The organism is Amycolatopsis sp. PSD-21 (assembly GCF_055561455.1).
Genome location: NZ_CM145712.1, coordinates 5,184,195 through 5,203,442, shown reverse-complemented (window position 1 = coordinate 5,203,442; position 19,248 = coordinate 5,184,195). Strand labels below are relative to the sequence as shown.

Annotated in this window: 15 protein-coding genes; 7 read left to right on the top strand and 8 right to left on the bottom strand. The window is 69.2% G+C overall.

Going from position 1 to position 19,248, the window contains the following annotated elements; translation table 11 throughout:
- Window position 1: 1 nt before the first annotated feature.
- Window positions 2–859: a peptidylprolyl isomerase gene (locus tag ACZ1DY_RS24550; RefSeq protein WP_465480973.1), complete on the bottom strand. Its 858-nt coding sequence runs from the start codon at window positions 857–859 to the stop codon at window positions 2–4.
- A 156-nt stretch (window positions 860–1,015) separates the two neighbouring features.
- Between ACZ1DY_RS24550 and ACZ1DY_RS24545 the strand changes: the two genes are divergently transcribed.
- Window positions 1,016–1,624, top strand: coding sequence for an MBL fold metallo-hydrolase (locus tag ACZ1DY_RS24545; protein WP_465480972.1), 609 nt, complete (start codon window positions 1,016–1,018; stop codon window positions 1,622–1,624).
- Window positions 1,624–2,280 (top strand): hypothetical protein, encoded by a 657-nt coding sequence (locus tag ACZ1DY_RS24540; RefSeq protein ID WP_257486236.1) that lies wholly within the window; start codon window positions 1,624–1,626, stop codon window positions 2,278–2,280. Before ACZ1DY_RS24545 ends, ACZ1DY_RS24540 begins: the two co-directional genes overlap by 1 nt.
- A 168-nt stretch (window positions 2,281–2,448) precedes the next feature.
- Here ACZ1DY_RS24540 and ACZ1DY_RS24535 read toward each other — a convergent pair whose 3' ends face one another.
- The 3 genes from ACZ1DY_RS24535 to ACZ1DY_RS24525 form a co-directional block, all read right to left on the bottom strand.
- The gene (locus ACZ1DY_RS24535) at window positions 2,449–2,709 is read right to left on the bottom strand and encodes a hypothetical protein (protein ID WP_257486237.1); all 261 of its coding nucleotides are present in this window, start codon (window positions 2,707–2,709) and stop codon (window positions 2,449–2,451) included.
- A gap of 83 nt (window positions 2,710–2,792) precedes the next feature.
- Window positions 2,793–4,214, bottom strand: coding sequence for a YibE/F family protein (locus tag ACZ1DY_RS24530; protein ID WP_465480971.1), 1,422 nt, complete (start codon window positions 4,212–4,214; stop codon window positions 2,793–2,795).
- A 41-nt stretch (window positions 4,215–4,255) separates the two neighbouring features.
- Window positions 4,256–5,233, bottom strand: a complete 978-nt coding sequence (locus tag ACZ1DY_RS24525; protein WP_034307757.1) for a GlxA family transcriptional regulator — start codon at window positions 5,231–5,233, stop codon at window positions 4,256–4,258.
- A 98-nt stretch (window positions 5,234–5,331) separates the two neighbouring features.
- Here ACZ1DY_RS24525 and ACZ1DY_RS24520 point away from each other — a divergent pair, with 98 nt between their 5' ends.
- Complete coding sequence (locus ACZ1DY_RS24520) at window positions 5,332–6,042, top strand: DJ-1/PfpI family protein (protein ID WP_465480970.1); 711 nt, start codon at window positions 5,332–5,334, stop codon at window positions 6,040–6,042.
- A gap of 86 nt (window positions 6,043–6,128) precedes the next feature.
- A complete protein-coding gene (locus ACZ1DY_RS24515; RefSeq protein ID WP_465480969.1) occupies window positions 6,129–9,095 on the top strand; it encodes an AfsR/SARP family transcriptional regulator in 2,967 nt (988 codons plus the stop codon).
- Between the two features lie 175 nt (window positions 9,096–9,270).
- Here the strand turns inward: ACZ1DY_RS24515 and ACZ1DY_RS24510 are convergent, their stop codons facing one another.
- A complete protein-coding gene (locus tag ACZ1DY_RS24510; RefSeq protein WP_465480968.1) occupies window positions 9,271–10,389 on the bottom strand; it encodes an erythromycin esterase family protein in 1,119 nt (372 codons plus the stop codon).
- A gap of 640 nt (window positions 10,390–11,029) precedes the next feature.
- On the opposite strand from ACZ1DY_RS24510, the gene ACZ1DY_RS24505 reads away from it, so the two are divergent.
- From ACZ1DY_RS24505 to ACZ1DY_RS24495, 3 genes are all read left to right on the top strand, one after another.
- Window positions 11,030–11,887 (top strand): helix-turn-helix domain-containing protein, encoded by an 858-nt coding sequence (locus ACZ1DY_RS24505; protein ID WP_126734598.1) that lies wholly within the window; start codon window positions 11,030–11,032, stop codon window positions 11,885–11,887.
- Between the two features lie 69 nt (window positions 11,888–11,956).
- Window positions 11,957–13,465 carry a CYTH and CHAD domain-containing protein gene (locus ACZ1DY_RS24500; RefSeq protein WP_465480967.1) on the top strand — a complete coding sequence of 503 codons (1,509 nt, stop codon included), beginning with the start codon at window positions 11,957–11,959 and terminating at the stop codon, window positions 13,463–13,465.
- A gap of 75 nt (window positions 13,466–13,540) precedes the next feature.
- Window positions 13,541–13,894 (top strand): STAS domain-containing protein, encoded by a 354-nt coding sequence (locus ACZ1DY_RS24495; protein ID WP_465480966.1) that lies wholly within the window; start codon window positions 13,541–13,543, stop codon window positions 13,892–13,894.
- Here the strand turns inward: ACZ1DY_RS24495 and ACZ1DY_RS24490 are convergent.
- The 3 genes from ACZ1DY_RS24490 to ACZ1DY_RS24480 all read right to left on the bottom strand — a co-directional run bounded on the left by ACZ1DY_RS24490 (window position 13,891) and on the right by ACZ1DY_RS24480 (window position 19,225).
- The gene (locus ACZ1DY_RS24490) at window positions 13,891–15,339 is read right to left on the bottom strand and encodes a DNA polymerase ligase N-terminal domain-containing protein (RefSeq protein WP_465480965.1); all 1,449 of its coding nucleotides are present in this window, start codon (window positions 15,337–15,339) and stop codon (window positions 13,891–13,893) included. The two genes, ACZ1DY_RS24495 and ACZ1DY_RS24490, sit on opposite strands and share 4 nt — an antisense overlap.
- 128 nt (window positions 15,340–15,467) lie before the next feature.
- Complete coding sequence (locus ACZ1DY_RS24485; protein ID WP_371878843.1) at window positions 15,468–17,492, bottom strand: ABC transporter ATP-binding protein; 2,025 nt, start codon at window positions 17,490–17,492, stop codon at window positions 15,468–15,470.
- On the bottom strand, window positions 17,492–19,225 hold the full coding sequence (locus ACZ1DY_RS24480) for an ABC transporter ATP-binding protein (protein ID WP_465480964.1): 1,734 nt from the start codon (window positions 19,223–19,225) through the stop codon (window positions 17,492–17,494). The genes ACZ1DY_RS24485 and ACZ1DY_RS24480 overlap by 1 nt, the downstream gene beginning before the upstream one ends.
- Window positions 19,226–19,248 lie beyond the last annotated feature (23 nt).

Genomic DNA, 19,248 nt, shown 5'->3' with positions numbered 1-19,248 from the left:
GTCAGGCGTTGACCGTGACGCCGGTGAACTTGACCTCGGTGTTGGGCGGGCCGGTGCCGTCGCCGGTGCCTGCCTGCGCGTTCGCGCCCGCCTTGGCGACCTTGTCGAGCACCTTCAGGCCTTCGTCGGAGATGCTGCCGAAGACCGAGTAGTCCGGGGACAGCTCGGCCTCGCCGTAGACCATGAAGAACTGGCTGCCACCGGAGTTCGGCTGCTGCGTCTTCGCCATCGCGAGGATGCCGCGGCCGTACTTGATCTCCTGGAACGCCTCGTCCGGCATGGTGTAGCCCGGGCCGCCCATACCGCTGGCCTCGGGGTCACCGCACTGCAGCATCTGCAGGCCGGTGGTGCCGAGCCGGTGGCATTTGGTGTCGTTGAAGTAGCCCTGCTGCGAGAGGCTGATGAAGCTCTGCACGGCGCACGGGGCGAGCGCCCGGTCGAGCGTCAGCGGGATGTCGCCCGCGGTGCTCTTCAGCACGACGTTGACCGTGCCGTTCGAGGAGACGTCCTTGCCTTCCGGCTTGTTCACCTTCTTCGACGCCGGCTTGGAGGTGTCGTCCTTGTAGTCACAGGCCACCGGGTTCGCCAGCGGCGTCGGCCGCTTCGGCATCGGAGCGCGCTCCGTGGGGATGGTGACCTCGGGGGTCGGAGGGGCCGAGCTCGGGGAAGCGTCGGAGGCGGCATCGTCACCACTGTTGCTGCTGACGATCCACCACACCGCGCCCGCCACGATGGCGACGACACCGACGACCGCTACCGAGCCGACGATCCTGCGCCGCTTGGCCTGTTCGGCCCGTCGCACGATCTGTCGCTCGAGCTTGCGCTTCGCGGCTTCGCGGCGCTGCTGGTTGGTCGGCACCCGCCCTCCCGGTTTCCACTCGATGTCACACGTCTGAGGTAGCGGGAGTCTATTGGCACAGCCTGTGAGGCCCCCGTACAGGGGCCGCTAGGCTTACTTGATCGTGATCAGGGCCATCCTGCCACCTGTTCGGCGGAAGAATTGAGGAGGCGTTTCGTGCTGGTCGTCGGTTTTCCGGCAGGCCCCCTCGAAGCCAATTGCTACCTGCTCGCCCTTGAAGGCGGCGGGGAGTGCGTGATCATCGATCCCGGGGAGGACGTCGCCGGACCACTCGCGGCCGCGCTTTCCACCCACGGCCTGACACCCGTCGCGATGCTCGCCACCCACGGCCACCCCGATCACGTCGCTTCGGCGGACGAGATCGGCGCGCGCCACGGAATACCTCTCTATCTGCACGAGGCGGACCGGCCACTGCTCGGCCGGGACGCCGGAGAACGGAAGGACGGGATCGTGCCACTCGCCGATGGCCCGCTCGGGCTGGCCGGACTGGAGATCACGGTGTCCGGTACACCGGGGCACACCGCCGGTTCGGTGGTGTTCGGGCTGACCTCCGCCGAGGGCGGCCGGATCGTGCTCACCGGGGACAGCCTGTTCGCCGGTTCGATCGGCCGGTCCGCTGGGGACGGGGACGAACTCGTGCGGTCGCTCGGTGCCAAGGTGATGACGATGCCCGACGACACCGTCGTCCTCCCGGGTCACGGCCCGGCCACCACGATCGGGCAGGAGCGGGCGGGGAACCCGTTCCTGGCCGGGACGGGCGCGTGATGGCCGAGCCGACCGGGACCCCGGAGACCCCCGAACGTCTCCCGCTGTTCCACGACGACCCCAAGCTGCGCCGCAGGCGGGGCTGCTCCAGCGTCGTCGGCGTCGTGATCTTCGCGGCCGCGTTCGGCGGGATCGCCGGGCTGATCGGCGGTGAGATCGCCGGGCTCGTGGTCGCAGGCGTGATCGCGATACCGCTGCTCTACATCATGTTCTACAACCTGCGGCGCCGGGTGTGGCTCGAAGGCGACACGCTCATCGTGCGGACCTGGGGTGTGCGGCGGATCGACCTGACCGCGGCCGAGCGCATCGACCTGGTGATCAGCGACGTGCGCGGCACCCGGACGGTCAGCCTGCTGGTCAACGCGGGCAAACGCCGCAAGGTCGCGAAGGTCGACCTGGCCGTCTACTCCGGTGCGGGCGGCCGGGAGCTGGGCATCCTGCAGCTGCGCAAGCTGGCGAACGCGCTGCTGAACAACACCGACGCGAACGGACTGGTGTTCTCGGAACTGCTGGTGGCCCAGCTGAAATCGGAGGCGCGCGGGGACGCGGCGGCGGAGCGCCCGCTCTACCGGCTGGCCTCGGCGGCGCCCGCCGGGAAGTACATCCAGCGGTTCACGATGGAGGCGGTCAGCCGGTTCGTGGCGACCCTGGACTGAGCCGCGCGGACGGCGCTCGGCCTTGTGAGTGGTTAGAACCGTCTTTACCACTCACGAGACCAGACCCGCTCGGTACCGGGATTCTGCGGGGTGCTCGTCCTGGTGGTCATGTCGCGAAAGCCACTTTCGAGACGTCTGGTGTCCCGAAAGTGGCTTTCGCGACACCGGCTAGGCCTTCTCGGTGCGGGTCTCCAGCTTCTCCAGCCGCGCCTTGATCTCCTCCAGCTGGTAGACGATCTCCGGCAGCTCGCCCGCGGCGAAGGTCGCCAGCCGCTCCGAGTGCTTGAGCGTCGACCGGACGTCGTCGAGCGCGGCGGCGATCTTGGGTACCGCCTCGACGGCTTCCCACGCCGAGCCGAGCACGCGCCGCGCGACGGCGGTCAGCTGTCTGGGGACGGCGAACACGTCGAACATGGCCCCTCCGATCACGCGGCGAACCTCGGGTGCGGCCTCTTCGTACCCGACTCCGGCCCGTGATCGCGCGGCGGGCTCGCGCTTTGGGGCGCTTGTGGTTACAGGGACTCTTGGGGCTCCCGCGAGGCGATCAGCGCGGCCAGCACGGTGGTGACCGGGACCGCCGCGACGATGCCGACACTGCCGGCCAGCGTCCGGACGATCTCCTGCGCGATGTCCTCCGCGCCGAGGATCGAGCCGAGCCCGACCCCGGAAAGCGACGTGTACAGCAGCACCGGCAGCGCGGCGCCCGCGTACGCCATCACGAGGGTGTTGACCGCCGAGCCGACGTGGTCGCGGCCGATCCGCAGGCCCGCGCCGTACAGCTCACGCCAGCCGAGCGACGGGTTCGCGCGCCGGAGCTCCCATACCGCGCTCGTCTGCGTCACCGTGACGTCGTCCAGCACACCGAGCGCGCCGATCACGACGCCCGCCAGCAGCAGGCCGCGCGCGTCGATCCCGTGCCCGAGCGAACCGATCAGCTGGGAGGTGCTGTCGTCAAGCCCGGTCAGCGACGCCGCGGCCGAGAAGATCGCGGACAGGACGCCGATCAGGACCAGGCTCACCAAGGTGCCCAGCACCGCCACCGACGTTCTCGCGGACAACCCGTGCGTCAGGTACAGCGCGACGAACATGATCGCGCCCGCGCCCGCGATCGCTACCAGCAGCGGGCTTTCCCCGGCGAGGATCGACGGCAGCACGAAGAACGCCAGCACCAGGAAACTCAGCCCCAGCGCGACCAGCGCGGCGAGCCCCCGCCAGCGGCCCAGCACGATCACCGCGAGCGCGAACAACCCGGCGAGCAGCAGCAACGGGGTTCCGCGCTGGAAGTCGACGATCTGGAACGACGCGGGGTTCGCGACGTCGCCGCCGTTGTAGGACAGCACCACGTCGTCGCCCGCGGCGAACCGCGGCGTGCTCGGCTCGATGGGAAGCGTGAGCTTCAGCGCCTTCCCGGTCCCGGGGCCGTCGGTCATCGTCAGCTCGCTGGTGAGACACGGCTTCGCGTCCGGCGGCGGCTCGCCGACCTGCACCTGCCCTTCGGCGAGGCACGGGCCGGTGATCGTCCCGGTGATCGTCGCGTTCACCGGTGTCCCCTGGGGGAAGACGCTTTTCGCCGGATCCCCGCCCCACGGGTAGAGCACGATCATCCCGACGACCGTGGCGGCGGCGAGCGGGATCAGCAGCCACATCAGCAGGAGCCGGACCCGGCGCGACGCCGGTGCCGCCGGCCCGTGGCCGTGCGAATGCCCATGACCGGCCGGCGGTTCGGGTTTCGGTTCGGGCTTCGGTTCCGGGGCGCGACGCCGGCCCGATTCCGCCTGCCGCGGCCGCTGGGCCGGAGGACGGGGGCGCCGTGTCCCCTCGGGCGGCGGAGTCCGGCGCGGCGAACGGGACGTTCCGGGCGAACGATCGGACGGGGCGTCCGTGACCCGGCGAATCGGGCCGGTGTCGTCGTCGGAGATGTCGCGGCGGTTCACCCGCACATCCTCCACAGTCGGCGGCGCGCGCCGCACACGGCCTAGCCGAACGCCTGCCGAAGGTGGACACGGCGATAGGCCGAAGGCGGGGTGTCGAAGTGATCGAGGAAGGCCTGGCGCAGTGTCTCGGTCGAACCGAAACCGCAGCGTCTCGCGATCGAGGTCAGCGGAAGTTCGGTGCCGCACAACAGTTTCGCCGCGTTCTCGGTCCTCGCCGCCCGCACGTACCTGCTCGGCGTGGTGCTCAGATGCGCGTCGAACAGCCTGGTCAGCTGCCGGGTGCTGATCCCGGCCCGTTCGGCGAGGACGGCGGTGCCGAGATCGCCTGCCAGATGTTCCGCCACGTACGCGGTGATGTCGCGGACGAGCCGGTTCTCCGGCGGCGGGCCGGACAGGAACATGCTCACCTGGGCCTGGTTGCCCGGCCGCTGCAGGTAGGTCACCAGCATGCGGGCGACCTCCCTGGCCACACTCGGGCCGTGGTCGGCCTCGACGAACGCGAGGGTGAGGTCGATCCCGCTGGTGACACCCGCCGCCGTGTAGACGTTGCCGTCGCGCACGTACAGCGGCACCGGATCGACGTTCACCTGCGGGTAGCTGGTCGCGAGCCGGTTCGCGAACCGCCAGTGCGTGGTGGCGCGCCGCCCGTTGAGCAGCCCGCACGCGGCGAGCACCGTGGCGCCGGTGCACACCGAAGCGACGCGGCGGCTTTGCTGCGCGAGCCTGCGGACATGGGTGACGACCCTCGGGTCCGCGGCGGCCGCCTCGTGCCCGGTGCCGCCCGCGACGATCAGCGTGTCCAGTTCGCCGGTCACCTGGTCGAGCCGGTGCTGCGCCTGCAGCGTCAGCCCGGACTCGCAGCGGATGCCGCGCCCGTCGACGCTCGCGAGCATGATCTCGTACCCCGGCTTGCCGCCGAGTTTGGTCGCGGCGTCCAGGACGTCCGACGGACCGGCGATGTCGAGCAGCTCGGCGTTGCTGTAGCCGACGATCAACACTCGTCTGGGTGAACCCGGCATGATCGAACGCTACCAGTAGTGCCCGGCCGTCGGACGTTGTTCGCAGGAATCCGGACATCGGGGCCACCACGGTCCCGCGCCTGCGACACCGTTGTCCCATGACAGACGACAAGAAGACGATCGCGTTCGTGGTGTACCCGGGGATGACCCCGCTCGACATGGTCGGTCCGCTGACCGTGCTGGACGGGATGGCGAGCACGGCGCAGGAGTACCGGACGGTCGTGGTCGGTGAGACGAAGGACGCGGTCACCACCGACAACCCGCTGAAGCTCGTGGCGACCCACACCTACGACGAAGTCCCATCGCCGTACGCGCTGCTCGTGCCCGGCGGCGCCGCGCCGACGCTGAAGGCGCTCGCCGACGAGAAACTGGTCGGATACCTGCGGACCGCCGGGGCGAACGCCGAACTCGTGACCTCGGTGTGTACGGGCTCGCTGCTGCTGGGGCAGGCCGGACTGCTTAAGGGCCGCAAAGCCGCGACGCACTGGATGTTCCGTGAGCTGCTGGGCGCTTTCGGCGCGGAGCCCGTCGCCGAGCGCTGGGTCGAGGACGGGAACGTGATCACCGCCGCCGGGGTGTCGGCGGGGATCGACCTCGCGCTGCATCTGGTCGAGCGGCTCGTCGGCACCGAGATCGCCAGGACGATCCAGTTCGTCATCGAATACGACCCGGAGCCGCCGCTGGGCCCGCTCGACTGGTCGCAGCGGCCGTACGGGGATCTCAAGCCCCTGCTGGAGCACACGCTGAACGAGGCACTCGCGGACGAACCCGCGTTGCGGGACAAGCTGCTCGCGCACACCGGGAAGTAAGAGGCGGCCATCCGGGTGAGAAGTCGCTGTCACGGGGACGGCACCGGGTTACATTCTGGGTCATCCGTCCAGGTGATAGGTGGTTCGTGGAGTTCAAGGTGCTCGGCCCGCTCGCGGCCTCTGTCCCGCTGCCGTCGGCGGCTCAGCCCCGCCGGGTGCTCGCGGTGCTCCTGGCCCGGCCGAACGAGTTCGTCCACCGGGACACCCTCGTCGACGAACTCTGGCCGCAGGGGCCGCCGTCGAGTGCCGCCGCGGTCGTGCAGATGGCGGTTTCCAAGCTGCGCAAGGCGTTGTCGCCCGGGGTGCCGGTCGACGACGTCGGCCAGCGGCTGCGGTCCGGCCGGAGCGGTTACCGGCTGACGGTGTCGGACGGAGAACTGGACGTCACCGCGTTCTCCGAACTGACCGCCGCGGCCGCGAAGGCGACCGGAGCCGAGCGCAGGGTCTTGCTCGAACAGGCACTGGGGTTGTGGCGTGGGCGGGCCTTCGCCGACGTGCCGGTCGGTCCGTTGGTGGAGGCGCACCGCCTGTGGCTCGAAGATCAGCGGAGTTCGGTACTGGGCAAGCTCGTGGAGCTGGAACTGGCGGCCGGTGACCACAAGGCGGTCGCCGACAGGCTGGGACCCGAACTGGCCGCCCGGCCGGGTGACGAGCGTCTGGCCGGGTGGCTGGCCGAGGCGCTGCACGGGCTCGGGCGGCGGGACGCGGCGCTGGCCGTCCTCGACCGGTGCCGTCAGGCGTTGTGGGAGCACGCCGGTGTCTCGCCGGGGGAGGAGCTGCTCGCAGCCCATCGCCGGATCACGGGCACCGGCTGGTCCGCGGGCGGCGCGCCGTGCCGTCTGCCGCCGGCGACGCCGGATTTCACCGGCAGGGCCGGGGAACTGGCGGAGGTGGGACGCGCGCTGCGCGGTCCGGCGCCGGTCGTGCTCCATGGAGCGGCGGGGTCGGGGAAGAGCGCGCTGGCCGTCCAAGCCGCGTGGCGGGTGCGCAAGCGGTTCCCGGACGGGCAGCTCGTCGGCGATCTGCGCGACACCGGCGACGTGCTCACCGGGTTCCTCCGCGCGCTCGGCCTCGCGGATGAGGAGATCCCCGCCGAGCGGGCCGGGCGGATCTCGTTGTGGCAGAGCCACACCGCGGACCGGCGGCTGCTGGTGATCCTCGAGAACTGCCGGTCCGAGGCCGAGGTGAGGCCGTTGCTGCCGACCGGGCCAGGCTGCGCGGCGATCGTCACCACGCGGCGGCGGCCGGCCGGGCTCGTCGGCGCCAGATTCGTCGAAGTCGGCGCGCTGTCCGACGCGGAGTCGCGGGACCTGCTCGGCGCGATCGCCGGTGAGGCCCGGTTGTCCGCCGAACCCGACGCGGTCCGCCGGGTGCTGACCCGGTGCGACGGTCTCGCGCTGGCGGTGCGGGCAGCGGGAATGAAGCTGCTGCAGCGGCCGCGGCTGAGCGTCGCCGAGTTCGCGGCGCGCCTGGAGAACGAGCGCCGGCGCCTCGACGAACTCGCCGCCGGTGACCTCGGCGTCCGCCCGGTGCTCGCCGATGCCCTCGCCGAGCTGTCGCCACGGCAACGGAAATCCTTGCGGTTGCTCGGGTTCCCCGGCGCCACCGAGTTCGCCGGCTGGTTCGCGGCGGCGATGCTCGGCCGATCGGAAGGCGAGGCGGCCGAACTGCTCGACGAGCTGGTGGACGACCACGTGCTGCACGCCGAGCCCGATCGAATGGGCGTCGTCCGGTACCGGCTACCGGCCCTGACCAGGCTCGCGCTCCGGGAACCGCCGGATCCCGGAGCCCTTCGGCGTGCGCTGACGGCCATGGCGGCGTTGGCCGAACACGCGTTGGCGGCACTCGGCGCCGAGTACCCGCCGTCTCGGCGCCCAGACGTCCCGGCGGCGGTTTCGGATCGCGTCGCGGCCGACCCGATCGGCTGGCGTGACACGGAAAGGGCGAACCTCGCCCTCGCCGTCCGGACCGCGAAGAACCACGGCTGGACCGAGCTGGCCATGCGGCTGGCCGACGCCTACAGCGATCTCGTCGGCCCGGCGAAAGGCGGATCCCCGGCCTGGCTCGGGTTCGGCATCGTGCGCGACCGCGTCGATCTCCCAGCCGAGGCGGGGAAGCTGCTCAAGCTCGGGCATGCCCACGCCGACGCGGGGGATCTGGCGCGGGCGCGGACCTGTTTCTCGCTGGCGGAGACCAGGTTCCGCTCCGTGGGTGACCATCCCGGCACCGGGTCCGCGCTCGTCGCGCTCGCCGACGTCGACGCCGACACCGGGCGGACCGGTGCGGCGGTCCACGCGCTGAGGGAGGCACTGGACCTGTTGCGGGACTGCGGTGACCTCGCCGGGCAGGCGATGGCGTCGGCGCAGTTCGGCTCGCTGTGGGACGACCTCGGCGATTTCCGGCGGGCGCAGGAATGCTTCGACGCGAGCCTGCTGCTTTCGCTCCATTGCGAGGACGGGCGGCAGCACGACAGGTCCGCCAAACGCTACGCCGACGTCCTGCGCCGCAACGGCCGGATGGACGAGGCGGGCGAGCTGCTGACCAGTGCGCTGATCGGCACGCGCAGCTCGCGTGAACGCCACTGGGAGGCGCACGTCCTCCGGAGCTTCGGCGATCTCCACGCGAAGGCCGGCGACGCGGGGGAGAGCGAACGATGCCTCGCGCGGTCGCTGGAGCTGTTCGAATACGTCGGACACCGGCATGCGGCCGCGTACACGCACCGGAGCTTCGGCGAGTCGTTACGTCTGGCGGGTGAACACGGCCGCGCCGCCGAGCACCTGAACCTGGCGATGAGCACCTTCCGTGAACTCGGCGACCGCCGGGGCGGTGGATACGCCCTGCTCAGCTTCGGGCGGCTGCGGGCCGACGAAGGCGTCGCGTCCGAAGCCGCCGACGGGCTCCGGACCGCGGCGGGGCTGTTCCGTGAACTGGGCTTCCCGGTGTGGGAATTGCGCGCGCTCAAGGATCTTTCCGCCGTGGACCAGAGCGGCCGCCAGCGGGACCGGGCTCGTGAAGCCTTGACGAAGATCCGCTTCGGGGCGACTCCGGCATAGCCCGGTGGACCACCGCCGGCCGCGGCGTTTGGCGAAGTTATGGCACCGGCGTGTTGACTCCTGCTCAAGTGAGCGGACTTCGCGCCGCCCCGGATTCGCGGCACTGGGGGTGGCGGCGCGTGCTCGTGGCCGGGTGACGCCTTCCGAGGGCAGGAGGCGTCACCCGGTTCGACGGCTAGGCCCGGACGTGCAGGATCGCGTCCGCGTCGGTCAGGATCCCTTGGTCGAGCGGGAAGTAACCCTGTCGCGGGGTGGGGTCGGTCCGGACGCTCGACGGCGGGACCTCGGACGCGGTGAGCAGGGCCCAGTCCGTGGTGACGTGCTTCTGCAGGAACCCTTCGTAGGTATCGGGTTCCGGCTCATCGAGCGCTATGGCGTCGCTTCGGCCGAGGCTGGTCGCGACGAAGACGTAGCGGTCACCGAGCAGCGGGGCCACCAGCGCGCCGGCGGGGAACCAGGTGGTCTCCGTCCCCGCCACCCGCATCGTGCTCGCCTGGCGGCGCAGGTGGAGATTGTGGGCGAAGACGAGCGTCCTGCCCCGGACGGCTTCGGCGGCGCGGATGTCCAGGAGGTTGCGCGCCATGATGGCGTCCCGGGTCGCGACGAGGGGCGTGTACCGCTCGTGCGGCTCCAGCGGTTCGGCGCATTGCCGGTGGTAGCGCAGCAGATCGATGCCCGCCATGAGCTGGATCTCCGCCCGCGACCAGTCGTCCGTGACCGGCTCCGGTTTCCGGGAGCGGAGCGCGGCGAGCAGATCGGCCGCGATCGCGCGCAGCCGGTAAGCGTCGGCCGAGGCACCGGGCGACGAAGCCGCGTCCATGACGGCTTCGGTGCGGCTCCAGCGTTCGTCGTCGCCCGCCGGGCCCGCGATGTCGACGTCGATACCCAGGAAGTCGCGGGCGTACTCGAGGTAGGGCCGCGGACTGGGCGCGGAGGTGTTCTCGGTCTGGGTGTCGAAGCCGTGGAACGAAAGCCGCTCTTCGGAAGGCCGGTTCTCGTTGAACTCGCGCATCCAGGCGATCAGCCGCCTGTTCGCCTCGACGGTACCGAAGACGTGCGAGAAGCCTTCGCTCATCGCGAGGTCGAGAGTCCCGGTGCCGTCGCGGACGAAGTCGTTCGCGACGAGCGCGGCGACGCGATCGGTTTCGAGGGCGATCGAGCGGAAGCCGCGGTCGACCAGCTGGGCGAACAGTGTGTTGCGGACGTCCGCGAAGACCGGGGTCGCGTGCGTCGGCTCGCCGAGGGCGAGCAGGTCGCAGGAGGGGGTCACGAAGTCTCGGATGTCTTGACTCATGAGGTTCAAGCGTATCGTTGATGCTTCGGTTTAAACTTTTGTCAGCTTCGCCCATGAACATTATTCCAAAGTCTCAAACGTTGTGTCAGGCGTGGGTCGGTAAGCCTTCGTGAATGACGATCGGGTTCTGGCCAAGGCTGGCTTTCGCGACATGGTCGCCAGTGCGGTGCCGTGCCCGGGCTCGGCCGACGGGTTGCGAAAGCCACTTTCGCAACCCTCAACGTTGCGAAAGTGGCTTTCGCAACCCTCGGCCAAGCCCCGCACCCGGCAGGGCCGCCGGGCGATACAGGTGAGCTAGGGGCACCGATACCGACGGACGACGTGACCATGGCCGGGTCGTCCGCCTGATCACGCGAAGACGCCACCCGAGCCGCCTCACTCCCGGCGGCAGGCCCACGACACCTGCCGCGAGGCGCCAGGCAGCAGCGGTGGTCTGCCGTGCCGCAAGAAAAGCACTTCCGGACAACTCGCCCCCATTCCATTCGTCCGCTATAAAGTTTAAGAACGCTTCGCGCGCGAAGGTGCTTCGCTTGCGAAGTGGCCCTTCGCGGAAATGCGCGAGCGCAAGTTATCAGCAGTTGAGGTGAATCACCGCGTGGCAATCACCGCGCGGCCGGAGTTCGGCCCTAGCTTTGCCCGCATGGTTGAGAAGGATTCGACGGCGCGGACCCGGGAACTGGGCCACCGCATGAAGGCGTTCCGGCAGCGCAGGCACTTCAGCGGAGCCGACGTCAGCCGCCGTAACGGCTGGTTGCAGAGCAAGGTCACGAGGTGGGAACAAGGGCTGCGCGAGCTGTCCGTGGTGGACGCGGCGCTGTATCTCGCGACCTGCGGCGAGGCGGAGCCCGAGCGTGACCTGCTGCTGGAACTGACCCAGCCCGGCGGAGACCTGTACTGGGTTCGGCCGTACTTCGACGAACTCGTCGATCCGATGAAATCCCTTGCTATCCAAGAGAATCTCGCGCACACCCTGGTGCGCTACGAGTCGCTGACGCTGCCAGGGCTGCTCCAGACCGAACAGTACGCCCGCACCGCCTTCGAGCTGATCGGCAACCGCGATCAGGCGCAGCTGGATCAGGTCGTGAACGCCAGGATGGAGCGGCAGCGGCTGCTGCAACGCGATCGCCCGCCGCGGTGCCGGTTCTACGTCCACGAGCGCGCGCTGCGGTCGGTCGTCGGCGGCCCCCGGATCATGCACGAGCAACTGCTGCACCTCGTCCTGTCGGCGAACCTGCCGTATTGCTCCATTCGTATCGTCCCGGAAAGCGGCGGCGTCGGCACGGTGCTCGAGAATTCTTTCACCATCATGGAATTCACGGAACATCCGGCGGTGGTGTACACGGATTCCTATGCGGCCGGGGTGTTCATCGACGACCGGGTGGCGGTCGAGGCTTACTATTCCCTTGTCGCGAGACTGGAAAGCGACACCCTCACCGAGGAGAGGTCACGGCAAACGCTCGCCGAATGGGCGGACCGGTACGACCGGATGGAGGAGTGAACCGTCCGAGGTTTCCCGCGGGCACTTCCGGGGGTAATCCTTCCGGGTAGCCGAGAGAAGGAGTTCGTGGTGACGAAGACGCAGGGTGGTGCCCCGGTCGCCGAGACGGAGATCGAGCGGAAGTACGACCTGGCGGCCGACCGGCCCATCCCGCCGCTGGTCCCGGTCGGCCCCGTGACGAACCAGGCCGAGCCGAGGGTCGACGTCCTCGACGCCACGTACTTCGACACCTCCGACTTCCGTCTCGCCCAGGCCGGCATCACGCTGCGGCGGCGGCTGGGCGGGAGCGACGAGGGCTGGCACCTCAAACTCCCGGTCGGCGAAGACCGGCGAGAGGAACTCCGCCTCCCGCTGGCGGGCAAGCCGGACAAGGTGCCGGGCGCGCTGGCGAAGCTGGTCCGGGCGCACACCCTCGGCGCCAAACTCGTCCAGGCCGCGCATCTGCGAACCGAGCGCACTTCGTATGCCCTGCTCGACGCCGGAGGCCGCGAGGTCGCGACGCTGACCGACGACGTCGTCACCGGGGAAGCGGGCGGGGAGAAGGCACACCTCGACCGCTGGCGGGAGATCGAGATCGAACTCTCGCCCGGTGCCGATCCCGAAGTGCTCGACAGTTTGGACCACGCGGTCCTGGAAGCGGGGGCGGAGCGGTCGCGCTGGCCGTCGAAGCTCCGGCGCCTGACCGATGAGCTCGTGCCCTCCGCGAGGGGGAAGTCGGGTTCGGTGCTGGCGGATTACCTCGCCGCGCACCTGGACGCGCTGCGACGCAACGACATCGGGGTCCGCCGCGACGCGGAGGACGCGGTGCACCAGATGCGGGTCGCGAGCAGGCGGTTGCGCAGCGCGCTGCGGACGTTCCGGCGCTCCCTCGATCCGGACGTCGCGGACGGGCTGACCGCCGAGCTCCGCTGGCTCGCGGGTGAACTCGGGCCGGCGAGGGACACGGAGGTGATGTCGGCGCGCCTGCACGACGAGGTCAAGGCGCTGCCGGCCGAGCTGGTGCTGGGCAATGTCGAGCAGCTGATGACGCGGCACTTCGCGCGCGAGGCCGAAGAGGCCAAGGCACGGGCGATCCGGGCACTCGACAGCAAGCGGTACACGGAGCTGTTGCGAGCACTGGAAAAGCTCGTCCGCAAACCCCGGAAGATCAAGGACGGCAAGAAGGAACTGCGCAAGGCGGTCGCTCGGTCGAGCCGGAAGCTCGGCAAGGCCGTCGCCGCGGCACGCGAGCTGGAGCCCGGCGCGGAGCAGGACGCCGCACTGCACGAGGTGCGCAAGAAGGCCAAACGAGCCAGGTACGCGGCGGATACGGTCCGGCCGGTATCCGGTCGGAAACTTCGAAAATGGCGAAAGAACGTCAAGGCGGTGCAGTCCACGCTCGGTACGCATCACGACATCGTGGTCACCCGGGACGTCCTGCGGCTTCTCGGCCTGCGCGCGTACGCCGAGAACGAAAACGCTTTCACCTTCGGGGTTCTGCACGGCCGCTCGATCGCCGCGGCCGAGTCCGCGCACCGGCGCTTCACCGGAGAATGGCAAGACTTGGGTAAAGGTTCCCGCCCGAAATGGCTCAAATGAGGTAGCCCGGGTTGACCTCTCGCCGTCGCCGAGTACCGTCGAGGGAACTTGGTGGTCTGGAGAGAGGCGCCCCCAATGTTGACTGGCCAGCGCGTACCCGGCGAAGCGCCGCCCCTGGCCGTGACCACCAGCCGCCGCAAGGACGGCGTCCTCGTCCTCACCGCGGTGGGGGAGATCGACGCCGCCACGGTCGGCCGGTTCCGCACCGAGCTCAGCGGTGCGTGTGGCAAAGGAAAGCACGTGATCCTCGACCTCTCCGGTGTCCGCTTCCTCAGCTGTGCCGGGCTGCAGGCGCTCGAGGAGGCGAACGCGGTCTCACCTCGGTTCTCGGTGATCGTGAAGACCGCTTTGGTGTCACGGATCCTGGACGTCAGCGGGGTCGGAGCCGATCTCGACGTCCGGTGGGACCTCGAGGACGTGCGCGTCTAGTCCTGGCCGCCGTCGAGCTCCACCTCGTCGGCCGTGACGTCCGGCAGCAGGCCGCGCCAGCGCGGATTGCGCAGGCAGCCCGCGTCGGTCCAGCCGCCGAAGACGACCTCGCCGACGATGATCGGCCGCGACCAGCGCGCGTCCCGCGCCTGTTTGTCCGGGACGGAGTGGAACGGGGATGTGTTGCGCTCCAAGCGGTACAGCCGCTGGGAAAGCTCCGCCAGTTCGTCGCCCGCGAAGCCGACACCGACGTTTCCGATGTACCGCAGGCCATCCCCGTGCGGAACGCCGAGCAGCAACGAGCTGAACGTGTCCGCCCGGCTGCCGCCACCCGGCCGCCAGCCGCCCAGAACCACCTGCTGTACCAGGGTTCCGGTGATGGAAAGCCATTCCCCGGTGCGCCTGCCCGGGTGGTACGCGGAGCCTGCCCGTTTGGCGACGATGCCGGCGAGGCCGTGTTCGCGGGCCGCCCGCGCGACCGCGCCGCCGTCCCCGAGGTAGTACCGAGGGACCTGCCAATGCGGCCCGGCGAGCCCGAGTTCGTCGAGGAGTTCCCGTCGTTCGACATAAGGCGTCTCGACACAGGAGCGGCCGTCGAGATGCAGGAGATCGTTCACCAGGTAGAAAGCCGGATACCGGGACGTGAGCCGCTTCGCGGAACTCTTCGTCGCCCGTGCGCGGTGCCCGAGCCCTTCCGGACTCGGCTTCCCACCGTCGAAGACGACGATTTCCCCGTCCAGAAACGCTTCCGTGGCACCGAGTTGCTCACCGAGGCCGCGGAATTCGGGAAACAGCCCGGTGACGTCGTCCCCGGAATCGTCGTAGGCGGTGATCCGTCCGCCGGACACCCGGATCAGCGTCCGGCGCCCGGACCAGTCGAATTCGTAGGCCCAGTCCGCGTCTTCGCTCGTCGACGGAAGCCGCCCCGGTTTGCTCAGCATCGGGGCGAGGAAGGAGGGGAGTTCCGCGCGGCCGGGATCGGCCGGGTCGAGCCTTTTGAGCAGCCAGCCGTTGTCCCTGCCGTCCTTCTTCACGTTGAGGAACAGGTATTTCCCGCGTGCTCGCTCGCCGTGGAAGACGACTTCGACCTTGTGGTCGTTGAAGTGCAGCGTTTCGTACCGGCCGGTGTCCCAGATCTTCATGGTGCCGCCGCCGTATTCGCCCGCGGGTATCTCGCCTTCGAAAGTGAGGTATTCCATCGGGTGGTCTTCGGTGTGCACGGCGAGCCGTTCGAGATCCGGCGACATCGGCAGGCCCTTCGGCACCGCCCAGGAGACGAGCACACCCTCCCGTTCGAGGCGGATGTCCCAGTGCAGGCTGCTCGCGTGATGTTCCTGGATGACGAAGAGATCGTCGGACCCGGTGTCCCCGTCGCGATCCGGGAGAGGTTCGGGAGTTCGTCCCGGTTTGCGCTTACGGCGGTATTCGCCGAGTTTCTCCGCCATGGCCGGCCAGCGCACCCCTCTTTCGGATCGGGTCCCGCAAGCCTAGCGCCGTTCACGGTCCTTTCGTGCGATGAAGGCCCCTTTTCCCACGGTTACGGCAGGAAAAGAGGCCTTCACGTCGATGCGGTTCAGTCGGTCTCGGCCAGTGCCTCCGCGAACTGCGCGGCGTAGAGCCGGGAGTAGGCACCGCCGGTGAGCAGCAGTGTTTCGTGGTCGCCCTGCTCGACGATCGACCCGTTCTCCATCACCAGGATGACGTCCGCGTCGCGGATGGTGGAAAGCCGGTGCGCGATGACGAAACTCGTCCGTCCTTCGCGCAGCGAGTTCATCGCCCGCTGGATCAGCACCTCGGTCCGCGTGTCGACGGAGCTGGTGGCCTCGTCGAGGATGAGGATCGCGGGTTTCGCCAGGAACGCCCGCGCGACGGTGATCAGCTGTTTCTCACCGGCGCTGACCGTGCCGCCCTCGTCGTCGATCACCGTGTCGTAGCCGTCCGGGAGGGTGCGGACGAACCGGTCGACGTGGGTCGCCTTGGCGGCCGCGACGACCTCGTCGTGCGTGGCGCCTTCGGAACCGTAGGCGATGTTCTCCGCGATGGTGCCGCCGAACAGCCACGCGTCCTGCAGCACCATGCCGGTCTTGGCCCGCAGGTCCTCGCGGTCCATCCCGGCGATGTCGACGCCGTCGAGGGTGATCCGGCCGCCGTCGAGTTCGTAGAACCGCATGAGCAGGTTGACCAGCGTGGTCTTCCCCGCCCCGGTCGGGCCGACGATGGCGACGGTGTGCCCCGGTTCGACGGTGAGCGACAGGTCCTCGATGAGCGGCGTGTCCTCGGTGTACCGGAACGACACGTGCTCGAACTCGACCTGCCCCCGTACCTCCTCGACCCGTGCGGGTTCGGCGGGCTCGGGTTCCTGCTCGTCCGCGTCGAGCAGCGCGAAGACCCGCTCCGCGGACGCGATCCCGGACTGCAGCAGGTTCGCCATGCTGGCGATCTGCGTGACCGGCTGGCTGAACTGCCGCGAGTACTGGATGAACGCCTGGACGTCGCCGAGCGACAGGGTTCCGGACGCCACCCGCAGCGCGCCGATCACGGCCACGAGCACATAGCTCAGGTTGCCGATGAACATCATCGCGGGCTGGATGGTGCCCGAGATGAACTGCGCCTTGAAGCTCGCGCCGTACAGGGTGTCGTTGTGCTCACGGAAGACCTCTTCGGCCTCCTCACGGCGGCCGAACACCTTGACCAGCGAGTGCCCGGTGTACATCTCCTCGATATGCGCGTTGAGCCGTCCGGTGGTGGACCACTGCTTGATGAACTGCGGCTGCGCCTTCTTGCCGATCTTGGCCGCGACCAGCACCGACGCCGGCACCGAAAGCAGTGCGACCAGGGCCAGCAGGGGCGAGATGACGAACATCATCACCAGCACGCCGACGACCATCAGCAGCGACGATACGATCTGCGCGAGGGTCTGCTGAAGGGACAGCGCGAGATTGTCGATGTCGTTGGTCGCCCGGCTCAGCACCTCGCCGCGCGGCTGACGGTCGAAGTAGCTCAGCGGGAGCTTGGCGAACTTCTCCTCGATCCGCTCCCGCAGGTCGAACACCGCCCGCTGGACCAGGTTCGTGGTCAGCCTGGCCTGCAGCAGCGAGAAGAACGACGCCACGATGTAGAGCAGCAGCACCCACAACAGGACCTGGCCGACGGCGTCGAGGTCGATGCGCTGACCGGGGACGAAATCGATCCCCGAGTACAGGTCGGCGACGGTGTTGTCGCCCGCGGCCCGCAGCCCGGCGATGACCTGTTCCTTGCTCACTCCCGCGGGCATGTCCTTCGCGACGACGCCCGCGAAGATGAGGTCCGTGGCCATCCCGAGGATCTTCGGGCCGATGACGCTCAGCGTGACACTGGCGATGCCGAAGATCAGGATGCCGTACAGCATGGCGCGCTGCGGTTGCAGCAGACGCAGCAGTCGTTTCAGGGATCCCTTGAAGTCCAAGGCCTTTTCGGCGGACGGCCCGCCCATGAAGCCGGCGGGGCCACGGCCGAGACTGCCGCCTCCGGGGCCGGGTCCCCGCGCGGCGCTCGCGCGCTCGCCCACCGGTTTGGCCGGGGTGTCCGAAGAAGACTGTGTGGATTCGGGCGCGCTCATCAGGCGGCCTCCTGCTCGGTCAGCTGGGACAGCACGATCTCCCGATAGGTCTCGTTCGTGTCCATGAGTTCGGTATGGGTTCCACTGCCGACGACGCGGCCTTCGTCGAGCACGACGATGCGGTCGGCGTGGCGGATCGTGCTGACCCGCTGCGCGACGATGACCACGGTCGCCTCGGCGGTCTCGGTCGTGAGCGCCCGCCGCAGCGCGGCGTCGGTCGCGTAGTCGAGCGCGGAGAAGGAGTCGTCGAAGAGGTAGATCTCGGGGCGCCGCACTAGCATCCGCGCGATCGCGAGCCGCTGCCGCTGCCCGCCCGAGACGTTGGTCCCGCCCTGGGCGATGGGGGAGCTCAGCCCCTCGGGCATCCGCTCGACGAAGTCCTTGCCCTGGGCGACCTCCAGCGCGTGCCAGAGCTCTTCGTCGGTGGCGTCGGATTTGCCGTAGCGAAGATTGCTCGCGACCGTCCCGGCGAACAGGTACGGCTTCTGGGGCACGAGCCCGACGGCGTCGGACAGCACGGTCTGATCCAGTTCCCGGACGTCGACGCCGTCGACCCGCACGGAGCCGCCGGTGGCGTCCATCAGGCGGGGGATCAGGTTGAGCAGCGTGGTCTTGCCGCTGCCGGTGCTGCCGATGATCGCGGTGGTCTCGCCGGGCAGGGCCAGCAGCGAGATCTCCTGGAGCACCGGCTTCTCCGCGCCGGGGTACCGGAATTCCACATCGGACAGTTCGAGCCGTCCGTGCACCTCGCCGGGGCTGACCGGGTTCGCCGGGAGGACGACGCTGGTGTGCGTGTCGAGCACCTCGGTGATGCGTTCGGCGCTGACCTCGGCGCGGGGCACCATCATGAACATGAAGGTCGCCATCATGACCGCCATCAGGATCTGCATCAGGTACGACAGGAACGCGGTGAGCGCGCCGATCTGCATGCTGCCGTCGTCGATGCGCAGCCCGCCGAACCACAGCACGGCGACGCTGGAGGCGTTCATCACCAACATGACGATGGGGAACATCAGGGCCATCAGCCTGCCGACGACGAGCGAGACGTCCAGCAGTTCGGTGTCGGCCTTGGTGAACCGGCGCCGTTCGTGGGTGTCCTTGACGAACGCCCTGATCACGCGGATGCCCATGATCTGCTCGCGCAGGATCTGGTTGATCTTGTCGAGACGCTCCTGCATGAGCCGGAACGCCGGGCGCATCTTCGCGATGATGACCCCGACCGAGACACCCAGGATCGGCACCGCGAGCACGAGCAGCCACGAAAGGGTGACGTCCTGGTTCAGCGCCATGATGATGCCGCCGAAACACATGATCGGCGCGGACACCATCAGGGTGAAGGCCATCAACGTCAGCATCTGCACCTGCTGGACGTCGTTGGTGGTGCGGGTGATCAGCGACGGCGTCCCGAACTGGCCGACTTCGCGGGCGGAGAAGTCCTGGACCCGGTGGAAGATCGCGCCGCGGAGGTCCCGGCCGACCGCCATCGCGGTCCGGGCGCCGTAGTAGACGGCGCCGATCGAGCAGGCGATCTGCACCAGCGACACCAGCAGCATGACGCCGCCGACACCGAGGATGTAGTCGATGTCGCCGGTGACCACACCGCCGTCGATGATGTCGGCGTTGAGCGTGGGGAGGTAGAGCCCGGCGAGGGTCTGGACGAACTGCAGCAGCACGATGAGCCACAGGTCTCGCCGGTACGGGCGCAGGTGAACGCGCAACAGCTTGGTCAGCACAACGGTTTCTCCCCAGTGGTGGG

Coding starts and splice junctions, on each gene's coding strand:
- ACZ1DY_RS24540 (WP_257486236.1), top strand. CDS start 1,624: ATGGCCGAGCCGACCGGGACCCCGGAGACCCCCGAACGTCTCCCGCTG.
- ACZ1DY_RS24525 (WP_034307757.1), bottom strand. CDS start 5,233: ATGCCGGGTTCACCCAGACGAGTGTTGATCGTCGGCTACAGCAACGCC.
- ACZ1DY_RS24520 (WP_465480970.1), top strand. CDS start 5,332: ATGACAGACGACAAGAAGACGATCGCGTTCGTGGTGTACCCGGGGATG.
- ACZ1DY_RS24510 (WP_465480968.1), bottom strand. CDS start 10,389: ATGAGTCAAGACATCCGAGACTTCGTGACCCCCTCCTGCGACCTGCTC.
- ACZ1DY_RS24505 (WP_126734598.1), top strand. CDS start 11,030: ATGGTTGAGAAGGATTCGACGGCGCGGACCCGGGAACTGGGCCACCGC.
- ACZ1DY_RS24495 (WP_465480966.1), top strand. CDS start 13,541: ATGTTGACTGGCCAGCGCGTACCCGGCGAAGCGCCGCCCCTGGCCGTG.
- ACZ1DY_RS24490 (WP_465480965.1), bottom strand. CDS start 15,339: ATGGCGGAGAAACTCGGCGAATACCGCCGTAAGCGCAAACCGGGACGA.
- ACZ1DY_RS24485 (WP_371878843.1), bottom strand. CDS start 17,492: ATGAGCGCGCCCGAATCCACACAGTCTTCTTCGGACACCCCGGCCAAA.